Annotated in this window: 21 protein-coding genes; 18 read left to right on the forward strand and 3 right to left on the reverse strand. The window is 41.8% G+C overall.

The genetic code is table 11. From position 1 onward, the window contains the following. Window positions 1–135: 135 nt before the first annotated feature. The 4 genes from CSV68_RS08400 to CSV68_RS08415 all read left to right on the forward strand — a co-directional run bounded on the left by CSV68_RS08400 (window position 136) and on the right by CSV68_RS08415 (window position 2970). The gene (locus tag CSV68_RS08400; protein WP_099633648.1) at window positions 136–564 is read left to right on the forward strand and encodes a YugN family protein; all 429 of its coding nucleotides are present in this window, start codon (window positions 136–138) and stop codon (window positions 562–564) included. 170 nt (window positions 565–734) lie between these two features. Further along, entirely contained in the window at window positions 735–2027 is a 1293-nt protein-coding gene (locus CSV68_RS08405; protein ID WP_099633647.1) for an MFS transporter, read from the forward strand. 126 nt (window positions 2028–2153) lie between these two features. Continuing rightward, window positions 2154–2396, forward strand: a complete 243-nt coding sequence (locus CSV68_RS08410) for a PepSY domain-containing protein (protein WP_199168407.1) — start codon at window positions 2154–2156, stop codon at window positions 2394–2396. A gap of 94 nt (window positions 2397–2490) precedes the next feature. Next, window positions 2491–2970: a GAF domain-containing protein gene (locus tag CSV68_RS08415; RefSeq protein WP_099633646.1), complete on the forward strand. Its 480-nt coding sequence runs from the start codon at window positions 2491–2493 to the stop codon at window positions 2968–2970. 361 nt (window positions 2971–3331) lie between these two features. On the opposite strand, the gene CSV68_RS08420 is transcribed toward CSV68_RS08415, so the two are convergent. Further along, window positions 3332–4654 (reverse strand): sodium-dependent transporter, encoded by a 1323-nt coding sequence (locus tag CSV68_RS08420; RefSeq protein ID WP_099633645.1) that lies wholly within the window; start codon window positions 4652–4654, stop codon window positions 3332–3334. 173 nt (window positions 4655–4827) lie between these two features. Here CSV68_RS08420 and CSV68_RS08425 point away from each other — a divergent pair, with 173 nt between their 5' ends. The 4 genes from CSV68_RS08425 (at window position 4828) to CSV68_RS08440 (ending at window position 7245) form a co-directional block, all read left to right on the forward strand. After that, window positions 4828–5280 carry a helix-turn-helix transcriptional regulator gene (locus CSV68_RS08425; RefSeq protein ID WP_099633644.1) on the forward strand — a complete coding sequence of 151 codons (453 nt, stop codon included), beginning with the start codon at window positions 4828–4830 and terminating at the stop codon, window positions 5278–5280. 14 nt (window positions 5281–5294) lie between these two features. Next, window positions 5295–6452, forward strand: a complete 1158-nt coding sequence (locus tag CSV68_RS08430; RefSeq protein ID WP_099633643.1) for a PstS family phosphate ABC transporter substrate-binding protein — start codon at window positions 5295–5297, stop codon at window positions 6450–6452. A 38-nt stretch (window positions 6453–6490) separates the two neighbouring features. After that, a complete protein-coding gene (locus tag CSV68_RS08435; protein ID WP_099633642.1) occupies window positions 6491–6814 on the forward strand; it encodes a hypothetical protein in 324 nt (107 codons plus the stop codon). A gap of 65 nt (window positions 6815–6879) precedes the next feature. Beyond that, window positions 6880–7245 (forward strand): hypothetical protein, encoded by a 366-nt coding sequence (locus CSV68_RS08440; RefSeq protein ID WP_099633641.1) that lies wholly within the window; start codon window positions 6880–6882, stop codon window positions 7243–7245. Between the two features lie 39 nt (window positions 7246–7284). Here CSV68_RS08440 and CSV68_RS08445 read toward each other — a convergent pair whose 3' ends face one another. Then, entirely contained in the window at window positions 7285–8640 is a 1356-nt protein-coding gene (locus tag CSV68_RS08445) for an S-layer homology domain-containing protein (RefSeq protein ID WP_099633640.1), read from the reverse strand. 117 nt (window positions 8641–8757) lie between these two features. Continuing rightward, window positions 8758–9147 carry an OsmC family protein gene (locus CSV68_RS08450; RefSeq protein ID WP_099633639.1) on the reverse strand — a complete coding sequence of 130 codons (390 nt, stop codon included), beginning with the start codon at window positions 9145–9147 and terminating at the stop codon, window positions 8758–8760. A gap of 132 nt (window positions 9148–9279) precedes the next feature. On the opposite strand from CSV68_RS08450, the gene CSV68_RS08455 reads away from it, so the two are divergent. The 10 genes from CSV68_RS08455 (at window position 9280) to eutC (ending at window position 19045) form a co-directional block, all read left to right on the forward strand. Further along, window positions 9280–9417 carry a YfhE family protein gene (locus tag CSV68_RS08455; protein WP_099633638.1) on the forward strand — a complete coding sequence of 46 codons (138 nt, stop codon included), beginning with the start codon at window positions 9280–9282 and terminating at the stop codon, window positions 9415–9417. Between the two features lie 143 nt (window positions 9418–9560). After that, on the forward strand, window positions 9561–10547 hold the full coding sequence (locus CSV68_RS08460) for an alpha/beta hydrolase (RefSeq protein ID WP_199175019.1): 987 nt from the start codon (window positions 9561–9563) through the stop codon (window positions 10545–10547). A 62-nt stretch (window positions 10548–10609) separates the two neighbouring features. Beyond that, window positions 10610–12040: a sensor histidine kinase gene (locus CSV68_RS08465; RefSeq protein WP_099661893.1), complete on the forward strand. Its 1431-nt coding sequence runs from the start codon at window positions 10610–10612 to the stop codon at window positions 12038–12040. Then, a complete protein-coding gene (locus CSV68_RS08470) occupies window positions 12033–12602 on the forward strand; it encodes an ANTAR domain-containing response regulator (RefSeq protein WP_099633635.1) in 570 nt (189 codons plus the stop codon). Before CSV68_RS08465 ends, CSV68_RS08470 begins: the two co-directional genes overlap by 8 nt. Before the next feature lie 151 nt (window positions 12603–12753). Continuing rightward, window positions 12754–14022, forward strand: a complete 1269-nt coding sequence (gene eutH, locus CSV68_RS08475; RefSeq protein WP_099633634.1) for an ethanolamine utilization protein EutH — start codon at window positions 12754–12756, stop codon at window positions 14020–14022. 24 nt (window positions 14023–14046) lie between these two features. After that, on the forward strand, window positions 14047–14388 hold the full coding sequence (eutS, locus tag CSV68_RS08480) for an ethanolamine utilization microcompartment protein EutS (RefSeq protein WP_085427588.1): 342 nt from the start codon (window positions 14047–14049) through the stop codon (window positions 14386–14388). 12 nt (window positions 14389–14400) lie between these two features. Further along, window positions 14401–14898 (forward strand): EutP/PduV family microcompartment system protein, encoded by a 498-nt coding sequence (locus CSV68_RS08485; protein WP_099633633.1) that lies wholly within the window; start codon window positions 14401–14403, stop codon window positions 14896–14898. Between the two features lie 343 nt (window positions 14899–15241). After that, window positions 15242–16657, forward strand: coding sequence for an ethanolamine ammonia-lyase reactivating factor EutA (locus tag CSV68_RS08490; protein ID WP_099661907.1), 1416 nt, complete (start codon window positions 15242–15244; stop codon window positions 16655–16657). A 14-nt stretch (window positions 16658–16671) separates the two neighbouring features. After that, on the forward strand, window positions 16672–18036 hold the full coding sequence (locus tag CSV68_RS08495; protein ID WP_099633632.1) for an ethanolamine ammonia-lyase subunit EutB: 1365 nt from the start codon (window positions 16672–16674) through the stop codon (window positions 18034–18036). 7 nt (window positions 18037–18043) lie between these two features. Next, on the forward strand, window positions 18044–19045 hold the full coding sequence (eutC, locus tag CSV68_RS08500; protein WP_483315673.1) for an ethanolamine ammonia-lyase subunit EutC: 1002 nt from the start codon (window positions 18044–18046) through the stop codon (window positions 19043–19045). Window positions 19046–19052 lie beyond the last annotated feature (7 nt).

A 19052-nucleotide genomic window follows, 5' to 3' on the forward strand; every position in this document is an offset into this window, starting at 1 on the left:
ATTCTCACTTCTGGTTATGATTATTCAATTTAGTCCACTAGAAGAGTTTGTAAAACAACTAACGAGGGTATTCTTAAGACTATTAATCAACCAGACATTCAACAAGAAAAACTGACATAGAAAAGAGGAAATGCCATGATCGAACTGAAAACTAATCTACCGGGCAAAAAATCATTATTTGGAGATGCGCGGAACATACTCATAGAACATGATATCCAAATGGGGGGGAATTGGGACTTCGACCGCGGAAATTTCGATACTATCTTGAATCAGGATGGTAGTGATACGATTTACTTACGAATACCTTTTCACGTAGTGGACGGTGAACTCGACGAAGATAGTGCTATGATCGAGTTTGACGTACCATTTATCATCAACCATGTAGTCAATATTGGATTGGATGACGATGACAGCCCCGTATTAGCAGCTGTCGGCCTCGACCAGTTCCAAACGCCTGAAGACAAAGACGGACCTATTGAATACGACGAAAAGTGGGTACATGAAGGGGAAGCGAGAATAGCAAAGTTTTCTGATCATCCTATTTTCATCGCACCGCTAGTATAAAAATCGCGTTATAAGAAGAACAAGCAGGCCTAGTAAAATTAGGCTTGCTAGTTTTTGTGTATGGAAAGGACTTCTCTTTCTAGTTGCTACTGTATGATAAGATGAATAAAGCGTAAAAAATTAATAAATTTATAGATCCATTACATAGTAAGAGAAAAGGTGGGAATTCCATGTCGAGAGGGCAAGATTATTCGTACTACACTAAATCCAAAGAAGCGCAGAAGCAATTGTATAAGCGCTCCTTACTTGTCGTGATCATTTCCCAAATATTTAGTGGTGCCGGACTTGCAGCAGGAATCACAGTAGGGGCGCTATTAATTCAAGACATGACGGGCAATGAAAGCCTGGCGGGCATGCCGATTGCGCTGTCTACTTTTGGTTCCGCATTCTCTGCCTATCTCGTGGGTAGGTTGTCTCAGCGTTACGGTCGTCGTCTCGGTCTCGGTGCAGGATTTATTACAGGTGGTATCGGTGCATTCGGTGTAATCTTTGCAGTGATGACCGGAAGTCTTGCTGTGTTATTCACCTTTCTGTTTATCTATGGTGCAGGCACATCCTCGAATTTACAAGCTCGCTATGCTGGAACAGATCTCGCCAATGAAAAGCAACGGGCTACTGCGGTCAGTGTTGCCCTTGTTTCAACCACAGTGGGTGCGGTAGCGGGACCCAATCTGGTTTTACCGATGGGTTATGTGGCAGATTTCATCGGTATACCTTCATTGACTGGTGTGTTTTTACTGGCAGGTTTCGCCTACGTATTGTCCGGGCTGACATTCTTGCTGTTTTTACGACCAGATCCTTTACTCGTTGCACGTGAGATTGAACTGGCTGAACAAAAAGAACGTGTAGAATCCAACGAAGGGCATGTTGCCCATCAACAAACGGCAAATAGGATGGGGATTTGGGTAGGGGGCATCGTACTCGTACTGTCACATGGTGTCATGGTCGCTATTATGACGATGACCCCTGTCCATATGCAACATCACGGTGCTTCAATATCAGGTATTGGTTTGGTTATCGGCTTACACATCGCAGGTATGTATTTACCTTCCATTTTTACTGGTGTATTAGTAGATCGGATTGGACGGCCAATTATGGTAATTGCTTCGGGTGTGACACTTGCGTTGGCAGGTGTTCTCGCAGCTTACGTAGCAGGGGAATCGATATTCTGGATGTCCGTATCGCTCATATTGCTAGGGATTGGTTGGAACTTTGGATTAATCAGTGGAACGGCTATTATTATCGATTCTACTGATGTGTTGACTCGTGCGAAGATCCAAGGAAGCATCGACGTATTTGTCGCGCTAGCAGGAACAGTAGGTGGACTTGCTTCAGGAATTGTCATGGCGTACTTAGGTTTTTCCATGTTAAGCTTCCTTGGAACCTATATTTCCTTACTACTTATTCCGCTCATTATTTGGATGCGTTATAAACAAAAGAATATTTCATCGCAGGCGGCCTGACAAAAACGGATTATTTCCTCGGAAATAATCCGTTTTTCTTTCGTAAACGACAAACTCAGCTGTGGGGCACTTTTTCATTCTTTCGCATAGAGTAACAACGTAGAATGAAATTGGAGGGATCGTTCATTGAATCAGCAAAGTGAGTATTGGATGAATCACTGGCAACATCCGCAGTATCGTAGGATTACAATGGAACAGGCAAACGAAATTGCCCGACAAAGAGTACCGGGTGAAGTGGTGAAATCAGAATTGGAATTCGATGACGGTATGTTGGTATTTGAAGTAGATATCCGCACAGCAGAAGGGCATAAGTATGAAGTTAAGATAGATGCAGTGACCGGAGAGGTACTGAGAGTGAAATTGGATTGACTTGAAACAACGAATGAAGTTCGATTACTTTTCCAAGTCTGCTATTCTGTGTATGATTACAGTTAGATCTATACACAGAAAGCAGGGAATTAGTATGTACACACCTATTGATTACTCGAATAATCTACAAGAGAAGTACGCGCAACTAGCAATACAGGTGGATGCACTCTTATCAGGAGAGCCAAATGTATACGCAAACTTAAGCAACGCATCCGCATTACTTAATCAATTCTTCGATCGCATCAATTGGGTAGGTTTTTACTTGATGGATGGCGATGAGCTCGTGCTCGGCCCGTTCCAAGGATTACCGGCATGTATTCGTATTCCACTCGGTAGAGGTGTTTGTGGAACAGTTGCGAAGACAAAAGAAGGCTTGGTCGTACCGGACGTCAACGCGTTCCCGGGGCATATAGCATGCGACGCGGCATCCCGTTCCGAAGTGGTTGTACCCCTGATTAAAGATGGAGAAGTCTTTGGCGTACTCGACATCGACAGTCCTGAACTAGATCGCTTTACGGCAGACGACTTGGCGGGATTGACGCATGTAGTGGAAGCGCTTATGAAGCATATCTAGTGGAAAAGAAAGGCTGAAGGTGAGAAAGTCTTTACACTGCGTTCTAGGCGGACGCGTTCTGGAGATAGATAGAGCGGTTGCTAAAGGGGATAGAGCGCTTAAGTGACAGGATAGAGCAATTACCGAGGTTCATAGAGCGATTAAATGAATAGATAGAGCGCTTATGAGGGTTTATTGATCGGATATCGTGGCAGAATGAGCGCCTTCTTTAAAGAAAACTACATTTATTCTCGTAAATGCAAGACGACTTCCAAAGGTTCACTGCTATTTCTCATGAAAATCCGCGATTGTAACGTCGACTAGCACTGATTAGATTATATAAAGCAAAAGCACGCCGGAGTAAAGTTCTCCAGCGTGCTTTTTACATACCTAAAACCCAAGTAAAGAAAATGACGACGATCGCAATAGGTGCGAAATAACGTACAATTACTTTCCATAATGTGTGAAGAGTGGGGCTCATCCCTAACTCTTCTGCTGTATCCTCTTTTGTCAGCACGAAGCCAGCAAATAAAGACACGGCCAATGCCCCGAGCGGCATCGCAATTCTACTCGTCAGCAAATCGGCAAAATCGAAAATGGAATTGCCGAAAATACTCACATCGGACAGCAAACCAAATGATAGTGCACTTGGAATTCCGACTAAAAAGATCAGTCCGCCAAACACCCATGAAGCACGTTTTCTTCTATCATGCTTTTTACGGATGCCTGTAGAAACTACAATTTCAAGCATCGCAATAGCAGAAGTCAGTGTGGCAAACAGCATTAAGAGGAAGAAAATAATTAAAAACACACTGCCAAATGGGATTTCATTGAAAATAGCCGGCAGAATGACGAAAATCAGTCCAGGGCCCGCTTCCGGTGAATGTCCTAATGCGAAAACAGCTGGGAAAATGACAAGTCCTGCTAGAATTGAAATCCCGATGTTTAGGATGGATACATTAAACGCGGACTGTCCAAGCTTCTCCTCTTTCGATAGGTAGGAAGCATAAGTCATCATCGCAGTCACACCGACACTCAGTGAGAAGAATGCCTGACCTAATGCAACAAGGAATGTGGTTCCGTTAAGATAACTCCAATCCGGTACGAATAGGAAACGCACACCTTCCATCGCGCCGTCTAGTGTCAGCGAACGAATTGCCAATACAATGAATGACAAGAATAATAAAGGCATGATCCAGCGGCTAGCTCGTTCAATCCCTCCACGAATACCGCTTTGAACGATGAAGATCGTCAACGCCATAAATAATGCTTGGGCCAATAATACTTCCCATGGATTCGCGATTGTCGTATTAAATAGTTCACTATAATCGAGCCCGCCTAGCGTAAACGTAAAGGCACGCGCTAAATAAGATAAAATCCATCCGCCGACGACGCTATAAAAAGATAAGATGATGAAAGAAGAGGCAAGTCCCATCCATCCAACCCATCCCCAACTGCGTCTGGTTGATAATTTCTTTAATGAAGTGACCGCGTCTGCCTGTCCTCTTCGTCCGATGACAAACTCAGCCAATAAAATCGGTAGACCGATTAATAATGTACAAATGATAAATAACAGCACAAACACGCTGCCGCCGTTCGTTCCGGCCATATAAGGAAACTTCCAGATTGCTCCTAAACCGATGGCACTACCAGCAGCTGCTAAAATAAAACCAATCTTGGATGTCCATTGTTCACGCTGTTTCATAAGAGTCCTCGTTTCTTTTACTAAATTACAAAGTCAATAAATCTTATCATAATTTTAAGAAAGAATCGATAGTTGCAATATTAACTGGGAATTTAAAAAATTCATTTGCTTATACAATTACACAGGTGTAATATTACACCATCGGATATAAATTGTAACTACGGGGTGATCAGGTGAATCAACAACAATTAATAGAATTGATTTCATTAAAGTTGCGGGTGATCCGATTGGAGAAAGAATACTCTCAACAAAAAATGGCGGATGTACTGGGGCTTTCCAAAAAGACGTTGATTCAAATTGAAAAAGCGAGAGCGTTGGCTAGTTGGACAGCTGTTATAGCAGTCTGTGCTTTATTTCGTGAAAGTGAAGTTTTACAAGCTACAGTTGGTGGGGATCCGCTAGAAGTACTGGAGACCATTGCGCATAACGGCATTGACCGCCGAATGGACCAATCGATGGGCGGTAAAGTATGGTGGCGTGAATTGGAAACAAAAGGTCGTTTCCGTTTACAGCAAAACTTGATCAGTCAACACTTTCGTATTTTAGATGAAGAGCATTATCGCTGGTATAGTTCGTTCGATGAAGACGAGGCATGGCACCGACTGGGGGAATTGGGAGGAAAATAAGAGGAGGGACGCATATGGTTGCACCTATAGCATTTGCGGTACTGTTATTCATCGCGTTATTATTTTTCACAGGAATAGGGTTGCTGTATTTATTGTTAATGGGATTGATCCACTATATTCCGTTAGCGCTAAGCGCGGTGATCATTTTATATGTGTGGGTTGTCATGATGATCTTTCATTTCTTTAACACGAAGCAACGAAAGCGATTGTTCGGTATTGTAGCTGGAGTAATTCTACTGGGATCAGCTGTTTGGCCGATGATGCACATTTATAAGGAGAGTATTTCAACAGTGAATGCCGAAGTAGAGGTGCGTTATTATGAACCGTTTACCATTGGACAGGAATCAAAGCTTGCCGTCCTCGATGAAGCGGCTACACTCGAGCTGAAGGATGATTTACCGAGAATAGACGGAGCTACCGCGTTATATCCATTGTATGCAGCGTTTGTTCAAGCAGTTTATCCTAGAAAAGAATATAACCCGTATGATAGTGAGGTAATGGTTAATACAACCCCTGTAGCCTATGAAAATCTATTCGCTGGTAGGGTAGATATGATTTTGGCGGCAGGACCTTCAGACGCCCAAATGAAAGTGGCGAAGAAACTAGGTCTTGAGTTGAAATTAACACCAATTGGTCGAGAAGCATTTGTCTTTTTCGTCAATCAAAAGAATCCTGTTGATCATTTAGAATTAAAACAAATTCAAGATATCTATGCGGGCAAAATCACGAATTGGGAAGAAGTCGGAGGGAAAAGCGAGCCAATCCGTGCATTCCAACGACCGGCAGACAGTGGTAGTCAAACAGGCTTGGAACGACTGATGGGGGATATTCCGATTATGGATGCTCCAAAAGAAAATGTGGCCGAAGGAATGGGGGGTATACTATCAGAGGTCTCAAATTATCGAAATTATAAAAATGCCATCGGCTATACATTTCGCTATTACTCAACGGAAATGGTAGGGAATGATGAGATTAAATTGCTTGCAATCGATGGAGTAGAGCCGACAAAAGAAACCATACGAAGTGATGAATATCCAATTGCATCTGAGTTTTATGTCATTACAGCAGGGACAGATAATCCGAATGTGGAAAAATTCATTGAATGGATAGTTTCACCACAAGGACAGGAGTTAGTAGAGAAGGTCGGCTACGTGCCGGTGAAGAAACCGTGAAAAGGGCAGCCAAGTAGAATGAAAAGAGGATGTACATTATGCAAGGAGAAAAGAAACAACTGGTATTTATCATGCTTGCTTTCATATGTGCGGCAGGTGTATTTTTTCTAAGTGGTTTATTTCAAAGTATGGCCTATTGGGGTAACGGATTGACATGGTATTGGATAGGTGTTGTACTAACTTTCATAACCGGAATGGTAGGAACTGCATTCATTCTTCAGTCGTTAAAAGTTGATGCGCCTGTAGAAAAAAACTGGCTAACCATTTTACTCATATCATTGAGAGCACTCGCAGTTTTAGCTATTGGGCTAGGCTTTTTGTGGACTACTTTTGTAGTCGTTGCAGGTATGTCGGGAATGTGATGGTTCTATAATGGTATTGAACAAAAAGGGCGTTTTTACTGTTAGCTAATTGGAGTGATGAAGTAATGGTGAAACGAAATTGGCACTTAGTGTGGCTCGTAATGAGTTTGATACCAGCACCGTTCCTATTTCACTTCTATGAATATGGTCAGTTTATGAAGCGAGAAGATGCAAAGTATTTAGTAGTAGTATCTGTTTTATATATTGTAATAACAGGCATTTTATCTTGCCCTATCAGGGTCCGTTATATGTTGCTTATTCATGTGATTACAGCCATAGTTTCTCTCGTACTGGCTATGAATTTTATCTCAGATGATGGTGGATGGTTCAAGCCGTTTGGCCGAGACTTTGTCATTTTGTTAACGGCTATCCCATTTTTCATTGGGCAATTATTCATTCGGATGATGGCAAAGCTTATTATAGATCGATAGAAAAAATGGCATGCCGCTAGAATAGAGGCATGCCATTTCTTATTTCTTAAGTGTATGTTTCTTACCTGCTTGATCCGTTACGATTAATTGGGTAGCGGTAACTTCCATATCTTTCGCAAGAACATTGGAGACCTTGTTTGTCTTTTTATCTAATAGATTATACTTATACACACCTGTTTTGTTAAAATAATACATCGTAGAAAGGTCGAACGCTACAGACTTATTGTTTTGACTTACTTGATTGGTTTTCGTAGTAGCTTCCACTCCATCGAAAATAACACGCGCATCAAAGTTCAATAATGTCTTTTTGTTTTTTCCATCCATGGCAACCGAGTATAACGTCAATGGATCATCCAGTGGAGCAGTAGGATCGAATTTGGAATCGAAAACACGGTCTTTGTTCTTTTCGAGTGTATAGTAGATGCGATCGTTCCAAATGAACATATTACGGAACTTTTGATCGATTGGAATACTACCGATCGTGTAACTCCAGTCATTGACATTCAATTTCACTAGATTATAATTTGCAGGCATTTTATTTCCTGGGTTGATCGAGTTCCAATACGGAATGAATATCTCATCATTGTATAGGACCATTTGATAGCCGGACATGAGTAGTACTCGGTTTATTCCGTTATCTGGCATAGTCGCGCTATCTAAGATTGCTGAACGTGTTCCTGCCTTTTTATTCTCTTTAAATAACTTAGTTGATGTTTTATCTTTTGCAATGGTATAAGTAAAGCCATTCTGTTCAACTGTTTTACCTTTAACACTTACATAGGAATGATAATCATTTAGCTTCATAGAGTCGTCTAATGCACGTACTAAAAATGCTGAGAACTGAGAACGTGTAACGGAGTTAGTCGGCATGTATTTCCCTTCTGAACCGCCAGTAATCCCTTTTTTTGCAATCCCATTAATATCAGGGAATGACCATTGGGCCGGTGAAACGTCTACAAATGTCGCTTGATTATCGACAGGTATGTTAAATGAACGACGAATAATCGCAGCCATATGTGCACGTGAAGTATCTTCACCAGGACGCATGAAGCCGTTATCTCCACGCATGATGCCTTTTTCATTCACTGTTGCGAGAATTTGATAATATGGAGACTTTTTCGAGACGTCCTTGAATTGTACTGTAGGATTTTTAACCAATGGAATTTTCAATGCTTTTATAAGCATGGAAGATGCCTGTGCCCGTGTAATGGGATCATTTGGTTTAAAAGTACCGTCCGGAAAACCTCCAATGATATTCCGATCAGCTAAATACATGATTTCCTTCTTTGCCCAATGCGTGTCTACGTCAGAAAATTGTGTGGCCGCCTGCGCTTGAAATGGTGTTGCTGCAAAGACCAATAAAACTGCTAACAACCCGACTAGTTTATTCTTCATATAAGTAGACCTCCTTTAGGTATTCTATTAATTATACAGGATTTCCATTGGAAAAATAAGGTCCTTTAAACATAAAAACCGACAAAAGGAAGAACTCTCTTGTCAGGTTTATGAAACTTACTTTGTACCAAGCTCGTATGTTTTCACAACATCTATACAACCCATCACGGATTGCAACATAGAACAATTTTTTTCCGTCAGCTTCATGACTCTCGGCATTTTTTCGTCTGTAACGTCCGATCCAATAACAGTGAAATGAAGATGAATCTTTAGTAGACGGCTTGCATCATCTTGAGAACGCACAACCTCTTTTACATCAATTGCAATATCTTCTGCTGGCATACGCATTTTATCAAGGACTTTTCGCATGACGCCACCACCACAAACTGCGATCGACGCAACCATTAGCTGATAGGGACGAAACCCTTTTTCTTCATTTGATGAAATGTGTAATGTACCAAATTCTGTTTTGGTTTCAAATCCGTGTTCTGTCATATGAAAATTCATGTGGATCAGCTCCTTTTACAGTTAGTATACGTTGTTTTAGAAAGAAACCCAAAGAACGATAACTGTCTTTCTGTGTTTAATATCAAGAATTTGTGGGAGACTAAAAAATCAGATGGAAAGGAGTGTTGAGACTTGAGTGAAAACAAACCGCCACACAAAACACTGACTGATAAGAATAACGGTCTTTCATCCACACAGGAAGTGTTGTATGCCAAAGAATTCAAACGGGCAGATAAGGCTACAGAGCAAGGCGACAACAAGAAGAAGTAAGATGCGAAAATAGTGAATGAGACGTTCCCTAGTAGTTGCTATCCAACTACTGGGGTTTTTCTCATGAAATAGACCTGCCGTATTCATCGTATTCGCTGTATACTAATAATAAATGCTTAAACTAAGAGAACGAGGATATAGAAATGAAGAGAATTGGATGGAAAAAGGTTATCGTCATACTAGTTGCTTTCTTCATCGTTTTTCAAATAGCGGGAAGTTTTTTCTTTTACAACTTGGCGATTAAACGCGGGCCCAAAGACTTCCTGGCAAGCAATGCAGACTTGAAAGTATCGGCCGAAACCATGGATGTGTTTTTAAATGGAGACTGGCTGGATTGGGTTGACAAACAGAAGTTTGAAGAAATGCATCTGACATCAAGAGATGGTTTAGATTTAATGGGTTATTACCTTCCTGCCAAACAACCTAGCGAAAAATTGGTGATTCTGACACATGGCTACTTAGGACATGCCAAACAAATGGGTTTATACGGCCAATATTATTATGAGGAACTCGGCTATAATATTTTCATGCCAAATGCTAGAGGACATGGAAAAAGTGGCGGTGATTATTATGGATTCGGTTGGCCTGATCGCTTAGATCTGATTGATTGGACGAAGTTGCTAACCGGAAAAACGGGTACTAACACACAAGTAATCTATCACGGTTTGTCTATGGGTGCTGCAACGGTTTTGATGGCAAGCGGTGAAAATCTTCCGAAGCAGGTGAAAGCAATTGTTGCAGATAGTCCGTATCAATCCGTCTATCAGCTTTTTGCCTATCAATTGAATCGAATGTTTCATTTACCAGCCTTCCCTTTACTAGACAATATGAGTTTACTAACAAACACAAAAGCAGGATATTCATTGAAGGAAGCGGATGCGTTGAGCGCAGTACAACGTGCGACTGTACCGATTCTGTATATCCATGGTAATGCAGATACGTTTGTGCCGACAGAAATGACGAAAGAGCTTTATGAGAAGACTAAGAGTGAGGCGGACTTGTTTTTAGTGGATGACGCCAATCACGGCGAAGCATTCGTGATGGATCAGGCAGCATATAAGAGTAAGGTAGATGATTTTCTTAAGACTCATTTACCGACATCGAACCTGTCAATTGACCCCACTCGTTAACCGTCCTATACTATTTTACAAAGTAAGTGAAGCAACATTCCTCATTATAAGGTCGTGACGTATTGGTAAAAGAAACAGTTGAACAACTTTGTAAACAGCATACCGAACTGTCTAGTCAAGATGTGCAGATTCTTCAGGAGATGGCGTTTAGCTTACAGACCTATGCGGACTTGTCAGATTCGTATATGTTCATTGATTGTAAATTAAAACCAAGTAATCAAGCAATTGTCGTTGCAGAAGCTTTTCCAGTTGGTAGTACACCACTTTATAATAACTCAGTTATTGGAAAGATTGTTTTTGAATCTTTTGAGCCAGGTGTATTTTATTCCTATCGCAATGGAAAGAAATCAATCATACGACAGGCTATGACACAAGAAGGCATCTTGGTGGATCAGACCGTAGTGCCCATTAAGAATACAAGCCATCAAGTGATTGGTGTACTGATTTCAGAAAAGCAGGTTACTTCAACGACTTCAACAGACAGTATAAAGAGGTTTTCCGTAATAACAGAAACAGCGGAAGATCAGCTGACAAATTCGGGTTTAGGTGTCGTTTCAGATTTATTAATGGAAATGCTTATTTTGACAGATGAAAGTAATCGGCTAGTATACGCAAATCCTTCAGGCTTAAAACTGATTACTGAAATGAGCGAGCAAGATGATGTCCTAAATCGTGATTTGTTAGAACTTTTACCTTTTTTGAAGACGGTTTATGAGCAGGAAGATGATGTGTTTGTCTTTGAACTAACAATTGAGCGCAAAAATTTAATAGTTAAAAAGATAAGATTGCGTGAGAAAAACAAATCTCAAGAAACTTTATTAATTGTCCAAGACATTACGGAACTTCGGACAAAGGAAAAAGAATTAATGATGAAGTCAGTCGTGATTAAAGAAATTCATCATCGTGTAAAAAATAATTTACAAACGGTGGCAAGCTTGATTAGGCTACAAATGCGCAATGGAATGCCTGCTGAAAGCCGCTCTTCTTTTGAAGAAACACTGAATCGGATATATAGTATTTCGTCTGTGTATGAAATTATTCTCACGAAGGAACATGCGGATGATGATGATGTAAATATTATAAATTTGACAAGGAAAATATGTTCTACTATGGTGCTCAACGAATATAATTTAAAAGTAGACTTGATTATTGAGCCGAATGGCAATAAAATAGTAACAACCTCTAAGAAAGCGGTTTCAATTGCGCTAATCATTAATGAGCTTATTCAAAACTCTTTAAAACATGCATTTACAGGCAAAGAAGAGGGGATTATTGATGTGGAATTTACCGTAGATCATGATTTTGTAGAGCTTCACGTATCCGACAACGGCGTTGGAATGAAGAATCCGCAAACTTCGCTTGGCACGGAAATCATCCACAATTTGGTGGCCAATGATTTGAATGGTGAGTTTCTATATGTGCCTAGGGAAATCGGGACTCATGCAGTAATCAGTTTTCCAGTGGGTGCGGAGGTGGAAACTTTTGATGAGTAAACGAATCTTAATTGCAGAAGATGAATCAATTATTCGCATGGACCTGAAAATGACCTTGCAAGACCATGGCTATGAAGTCGTTGGAGAAGCAGGTGATGGGGACAGGGCGATTGAGCTGGCTTTTTTGCATAAGCCTGATTTAATTCTAATGGATATTAAAATGCCGAAGATGAATGGGCTAAAAGCGAGTCGAATCATTGGAGAGCAACTGGATATACCAATTTTAATCATCACCGCGTACAGTCAAAAGGAATTTGTGGAAAAGGCACAGCAAGACAGTGTGGTCGGCTATTTAGTTAAACCTATTTCTGAAGCTAATTTAATTCCTGCAATTGAAGTCGCGCTTCACCAATCTAGTAAAGCGAAACGGTTGAAGGACACTATTCAGCAAGCGAAGCAGGAAGTGGAAAAGCGGAAAGTCATAGAACGAGCAAAAGGTATTCTAATGAATACAGAGCTCTTAACCGAGCAACAAGCATTTAAAAAAATGCGTGATACAAGTATGTCGCGGCAAATGACAATGGAGTCGCTTGCCTTGGAAATAATAGATTCGCACAAGTAAATAGATCTAAGCAAAGACGCTTAAAGAGCTACATTCTTTAAGCGTCTTTTTGTCTTTTTTCGCGAGTTATAAACAAGCTAGAGGGTGGTGGCTAGTAAATTATTGCACGACAAAAGAGAACATAAGATGACAATAAGAGGGGGAAACTTATATGGAAATGATTGGAACGGTGATTGTATATATCATCATGGCCTGTGCGGTTGCAGGGGCGTTTGCTTCAATAAAAAATCCAGAAGAGGGATTAGGTAAGGAATTCATGTCTGGATTACACGCAGTTGGACATATCTTCGTTCCAGCGGCAGGAATCATGGCGTCCATACCATATTTGACTTGGTTTATAAGTAAGTTTATTGGGCCAATCTTTAATTCAATCGGAGCAGATCCGGCACTTGCCGCAACTACTATTCTGGCTTCAGATATGGGCGGTTACCAGTTAGCAGAAGCGTTAAAGGTAACAAATGAAGGATGGATCATGGCGCTGATCGTCGGTTTCATGTCCGGAGCAACCATTGTATTCTCTATTCCAATGGGACTTGCAATGCTTGATAAAAGGGACCATAAGTATATGGCGCTTGGTATTATGTCGGGTGTACTAACGATTCCAATCGGTGCTTTTATTGCATCTGTTTTAGTAGTGTTGTTCAATACGGATGTGCGTGATGTAATCAGCACGACTGCTACATCCAATTATGAGTTTGCAATTAGTTATTTACAGATCTTTATAAATTTATTGCCATTATTAATATTTGTTGTTTTGATTGCGGTCGGATTAAAGTTCGTCCCGCGTATTATGATTAACGGGTTTATGATTTTTGGTCGCGTGATGGATGCTGCCATTAAACTTGTTTTAGTGTTCTCTATCGTTGAAGTATTTACAGGTATTTTCACTAAAATCTTTGGTGTTTGGGGCTTCGATCCGATTATGGCAGATAAAGCAGACCAATTCCGTGCACTTGAAACAGCGGGATACATTGGTATCATGCTAGCAGGTGCATTCCCAATGATTTATTTAATTCGGAAGTATATGGGGAAACCTTTGGAATCTGCAGGGAAGAAAATTGGACTTTCACCTGAAGGGAGCGCAGGACTACTTGCAACGGTTGCAAATATATTGGCGATGTTCTCATTAGTTCGTTACATGAGACCAAAAGATAAAGTTGTCAATATCGCATTCGCGGTCTGTGCTGCATTCTTATTGGGTGATCATTTATCATTCACAGCGAATTTCCAGCCAAATATTATTTTACCGGTTATACTAGGTAAATTAAGCGCAGGTATCATTGCAATTATTATTGCGTACAAGCTTTCTGTACCAACGGCATTAAAGCTAGAGAAGCAAGATCGTGAAGCGGGAATTATTAAAAAAGGTGAGTACGAAAATGAAGACGTTGAACCAGAAGCTCCTGTTGCTAAAGCGTAAAACTATATATAGGGAGTGTGTGTAATGAGCGAAGAAAAGAAACGATTTATACAGGAATTTGTTCCGGGAAAACAGCTTACACTCAGTCATTTGATCGCTAACCCCGATCCAGATATGTTTCAGAAGTTAGGTATACAAGAAGCGGGTGCCTTAGGTATCCTTACGTGTACACCGAGTGAAACAGTCATTATCGCGGGAGACTTGGCGACAAAAGCGGCAAATGTTCGAATTGGATTCCTCGATCGATTTACGGGAAGTCTGGTCATTGTGGGCAGTGTCTCAGAAGTCGAGATGGCTATGCTTGAAATCAACCGATTTTTATCGGAGAAGTTAAACTATACGCCAGCTGAAATTACAAAATCATAAGGAGTGAAGACGATGCGAAATAAAGCAATGCTAATCGGTGCGGTACGGGCTGGGAAGTCAACATTGACAAATGCTTTACTAGGCCGAAAAGTAGAAGCTTTCAAAACGCAAACGCTCAGTTATTATGATTGGATTGTTGACACGCCGGGTGAGTATTCGGAAAATCCGATGTTCTATAAAAATATCATGGCCACTGCACTTGAAGTGACGCACGTACTGTATTTACAAGACGCAACGAGTGAAAAGCTTATTTTTCCACCGGGTTTCAGCATGGGGATTCCGAAACTGCCAATTGGTGTCATTACCAAATGTGATCTTCCGGAAGCCGACCTAGAACGTTCACTCGGAATGCTTAAGACCGTCATGAACCAAGGACCAATCGTCATGATTTCATCTGTAACTGGAATGGGAATCGAGCACCTGAGAGAATTAACCAAGCTGAACGACCTTGCCGCCATGCAACAATACGTAGAATCAAAGGCCGATCAACACTTGATCTTTCTCGGCTAATCTTCTTTACAGTTAGTAAGGAATTTGATATAGTAAATTGCATACAAGTGAATAAAAACGGCAAAGGCGCCTTTACATCCCGTGGGAAAATCCATGGGTTTGTAAAGGCGTCTTTTTTATATCAAAAGTGCAGAACGCCGCTTAGCCCCGACAGGCGTTGGAGGTATTGCTGAAAAAGTGTGTACTTTGCACTTTCTCGGCAATACTGAAACGACCCGAGGAGCTGGCGTCCGGAACTAGATACAATCAACAGTGCAGAACGCCGCTTAGCTCCGACAGGCGTTGCAGTAAGTAATCAGAAAGGGGTGTGGGCGTGAGCAATTTCAATAAGCACGAAACAATTATGAGTGCAGGAATTGATATTGGCACAAGCACGACGAAACTGATTATCAGTCGGTTTTCCCTACGTAATGTGGCGGGCGCATCACATGTGCCACGAATAGAAATTACAGACAAAGAAATACTTTATAAAAGTCCAGTATTCCGAACGCCATTGCAAGACGAAGTGACGATTGATGTAGCGGGTGTCCAACAAATCATCCAATCCGAATACGACAAAGCTGGAGTTCAGCCTTCACAAATTGAAACAGGCGCTGTCATTATCACTGGTGAAACCGCTACCAAGCGGAATGCCAGTGAAATGTTACATCAGTTATCTAACGAAGCAGGTGATTTTCTCGTAGCAACCGCAGGACCTGACTTAGAAGGTATTATTGCAGCTAAAGGTTCTGGGAGCTATGAATTATCCGGGAAAAGTGGTCAGGTCATCGCCAATATTGACATCGGCGGAGGAACAGCAAATATCGCTGTGTTCAAGGATAAGCAGCTTCTTGGTACATGTACGATGCATATTGGTGGCCGATTAATCGAGTTTGAAGGCGGTAAGGTTCGTACCATCTCCCCGCCAGTCGAGCGACTATTGCAAGATCAAGGGTACAAATTACGGGTAGGTGATCCGCAAAGTTCTTCAGCCGTAACGTTCGTAACGACGTATATGGCGGAAGCAATGGGACGAGTTTTAAAAAAAGAAGTCCATGCGCAAGATCAAGTACTACTGCTTGGTCATGAACCGAATTGGTTGCCAACGGTTGATACAATCGTTTTTTCAGGTGGGATTTCGGAGTGCATGTATCATCATGAATCCGGTGAAGTTCAGGAGGCACAATACGATGATATAGGTGTTCAGCTTGCGGAAGCCTTGTTGCGTAACACTTCACTTCAGCATTTCACTTGGCAGGAGCCTATAGAAACTGTACGTGCAACCGTATTAGGTGCAGGAACGCAGACGACTGAAATTAGCGGAGCCACCATTCAAGTTGCACCACATGAGTTGCCATTAAAAAATATCCCTATTTACGAATATGACTTTGAAGCAAATCTCGAAACAGGTTTATCCCATTTTGAAGACGCGGTCGAGCAGGCGGTAACTTTATATGACTCAGCCAAAGAGGGACAAAATTTTGCGCTCTACTTATGCAATCTTCCTTATCTCGGATTTCGCGATGTGCAGAAGCTTGCCAAAGCAGTTGTTCAAGTCATGAACAAGCGACCACGTCCAGAACAACCTATTATTTTGGTCATTCAATCCGATCATGCCAAAGTGATTGGCCAAACACTGGCAGCATTACAAGTGAAACAAAGTATTATTTGCATAGATCAAATCAATGTGGAAACAGGAGATTACATCGATATCGGCAATGCGCTCACTTCGGGTGTAGTACCGGTCGTCGTGAAAACCTTAACTTTCCACACTACGTAAAGGAGGTCTCGTACGTGAATTTATCCACTACATTAGGCGGCGAACGATATGTGTTCCATGATCTGAAAGAAGTACTAGCAAAAGCGAATGAAGAAAAGTCGGGAGATCGCCTCGCGGGAATTGCAGCGGAAACCGTGCAAGAACGAATTGCAGCCAAAACAGTCGTCAGTGAATTGCTTGTAAGCGATATCCGCAACAATCCGCTGATTCCAATTGAAAGCGACGAAGTATCACTCATTATTGAAAACGATATTAACGAGAAGGTCTATGGCGAGATCCAAAACTGGAGTATCGCAGAACTGCGCGAATACATTTTGAGTAATGAAGTAGGCGACCGTGAATTAAAGCGTCTCAGCCGTGGATTGACTTCGGAAGTCATCGCAGCCGTCACAAAGCTGATGTCCAATCTTGACTTGGTACATGCGGCTAATAAAATTGAAATCTTATCAACATGTAATATTACAATCGGCCAAAAAGGCACTTTGTCTTCCCGTTTGCAGCCGAATCATCCGACAGACAATATTGATGGCATCATCACTTCGTTAAAAGAAGGCTTGTCTTACGGTATCGGTGATGCAGTAATTGGGATCAATCCCGTAGACGATTCCGTAGAAAGTGTAAAACGTGTGTTGAACGCAACGAAAGATTTCATCGATGAATGGGAAATCCCGACGCAAAACTGTGTACTCGCACACGTTACGACACAGATGAAAGCAATCGAACAAGGGGCACCTGCCGATATGATTTTCCAAAGTATCGCGGGAACGGAAAAAGCTCACCGTTCATTTGGAATTTCAGCGGAATTAATTGCAGAAGCGAAAGATCTATCACTGAAAATGGGTACGGGTACCGGTCCTCAAACCTTGTATTTTGAAACAGGGCAAGGATCGGAATTATCGGCTGAAGCGCATTACGGCGTGGATCAGGTAACTATGGAAGCGCGTAACTACGGATTTGCACGGCATTATGATCCGTACATCGTCAATACAGTTGTCGGATTTATTGGGCCGGAATATTTATACAACAGCAAGCAAGTGATTCGTGCAGGCCTTGAAGATCACTTCATGGGCAAGCTACACGGACTGCCGATGGGTGTAGATATTTGTTATACGAACCATATTAAAGCGGATCAAAATGATATTGAAGATTTAAGTATCCTATTATCAGCGGCAGGTGTGAACTTCATCATCGCAGCACCGATGGGCGATGACGTTATGCTGAATTACCAGTCCATGAGCTACCATGACGTGGCGACGGTTCTTCAGACGATGGGCAAAACGCCAGCACCTGAATATTTGAAATGGCTTGAAAAGATGGGGATTTATGAAAACGGCATGCTGAGTAAACATGCCGGAGATCTCACACTCTTCAATCGATAGGAGGTGGATGAACTTGAATGAGGAACTAATTCAGCAGATCACAAAAATGGTGGTAGAGAAGCTAGAAGCTGCAAGCGGCAGTCAAACGGTACAACAGAACTCGAACGAGCAGAAAATAGAGTTGTTTTCACAACAGCCTATTGGACATTTGAACGCAGAAACTGTGAAAAAGTCACCTAGTGGATTGGTGACATTCCATAGTACGACGGAAGAGCCAAAGCGGAATATCGCTACGGTAAAACCAAAACCAACGACGGCATACAGTAATCCGAAACCGAAGCTAGCACCTGAAGCAGAGCCTGTAGAAGATAAATGGGCAGAGTATCGCAAAAAGACCCCAGCTAGAGTAGGGGTTGGACGCGCAGGTTCACGTCCTAAAACGAAGACGTGGCTACAGTTTCGACTGGACCACGCGGCGGCTGTTGATGCGGTCTACGGTGAAGTGCCGGATGACTTGCTTGAGCAGCTAGGATTATTCCAAGTGCAATCCAAAGTGGTGGATAAAGAAGAATATATTCGACGTCCGGATCTTGGTAGAAAACTTTCAGATGAAGCGAAGTCTATTATTCAAGAACGCTGTAAAAAATCGCCTGTCGTACAGATCGTCGCGTCAAATGGTCTAAGTGCGAAAGCGATTGAAGAAAATCTGGAAGACGTCTACTTGTCTCTGGAACAATCGTTAAACAACTTGAATATCGAAATGGGAACGACATTTTACGTTGATAAAGGGCGAGTGGCTGTGATGGATGATATCGGTGAGTTATTGCAGCCCGATGTAGTGGTCATGTTGATCGGTGAACGTCCTGGTCTAGTATCTGCAGAGTCACTGAGTGCTTATATGTGCTACAAGCCAAGGCACGGCACGATTGAAGCGGATCGTATGGTGATTTCCAATATCCATAAAGGAGGAATCCCACCTGTTGAAGCCGGGGCATTCCTCGGAACAATCATTCAGAAAATCTTAAAATACGAAGCGAGCGGTGTATCGCTTGTTCAAAAAGAAGGTTGAGGAAGGG

It is taken from the genome of Sporosarcina sp. P29, from assembly GCF_002743265.1.
Taxonomy (GTDB): domain Bacteria; phylum Bacillota; class Bacilli; order Bacillales_A; family Planococcaceae; genus Sporosarcina.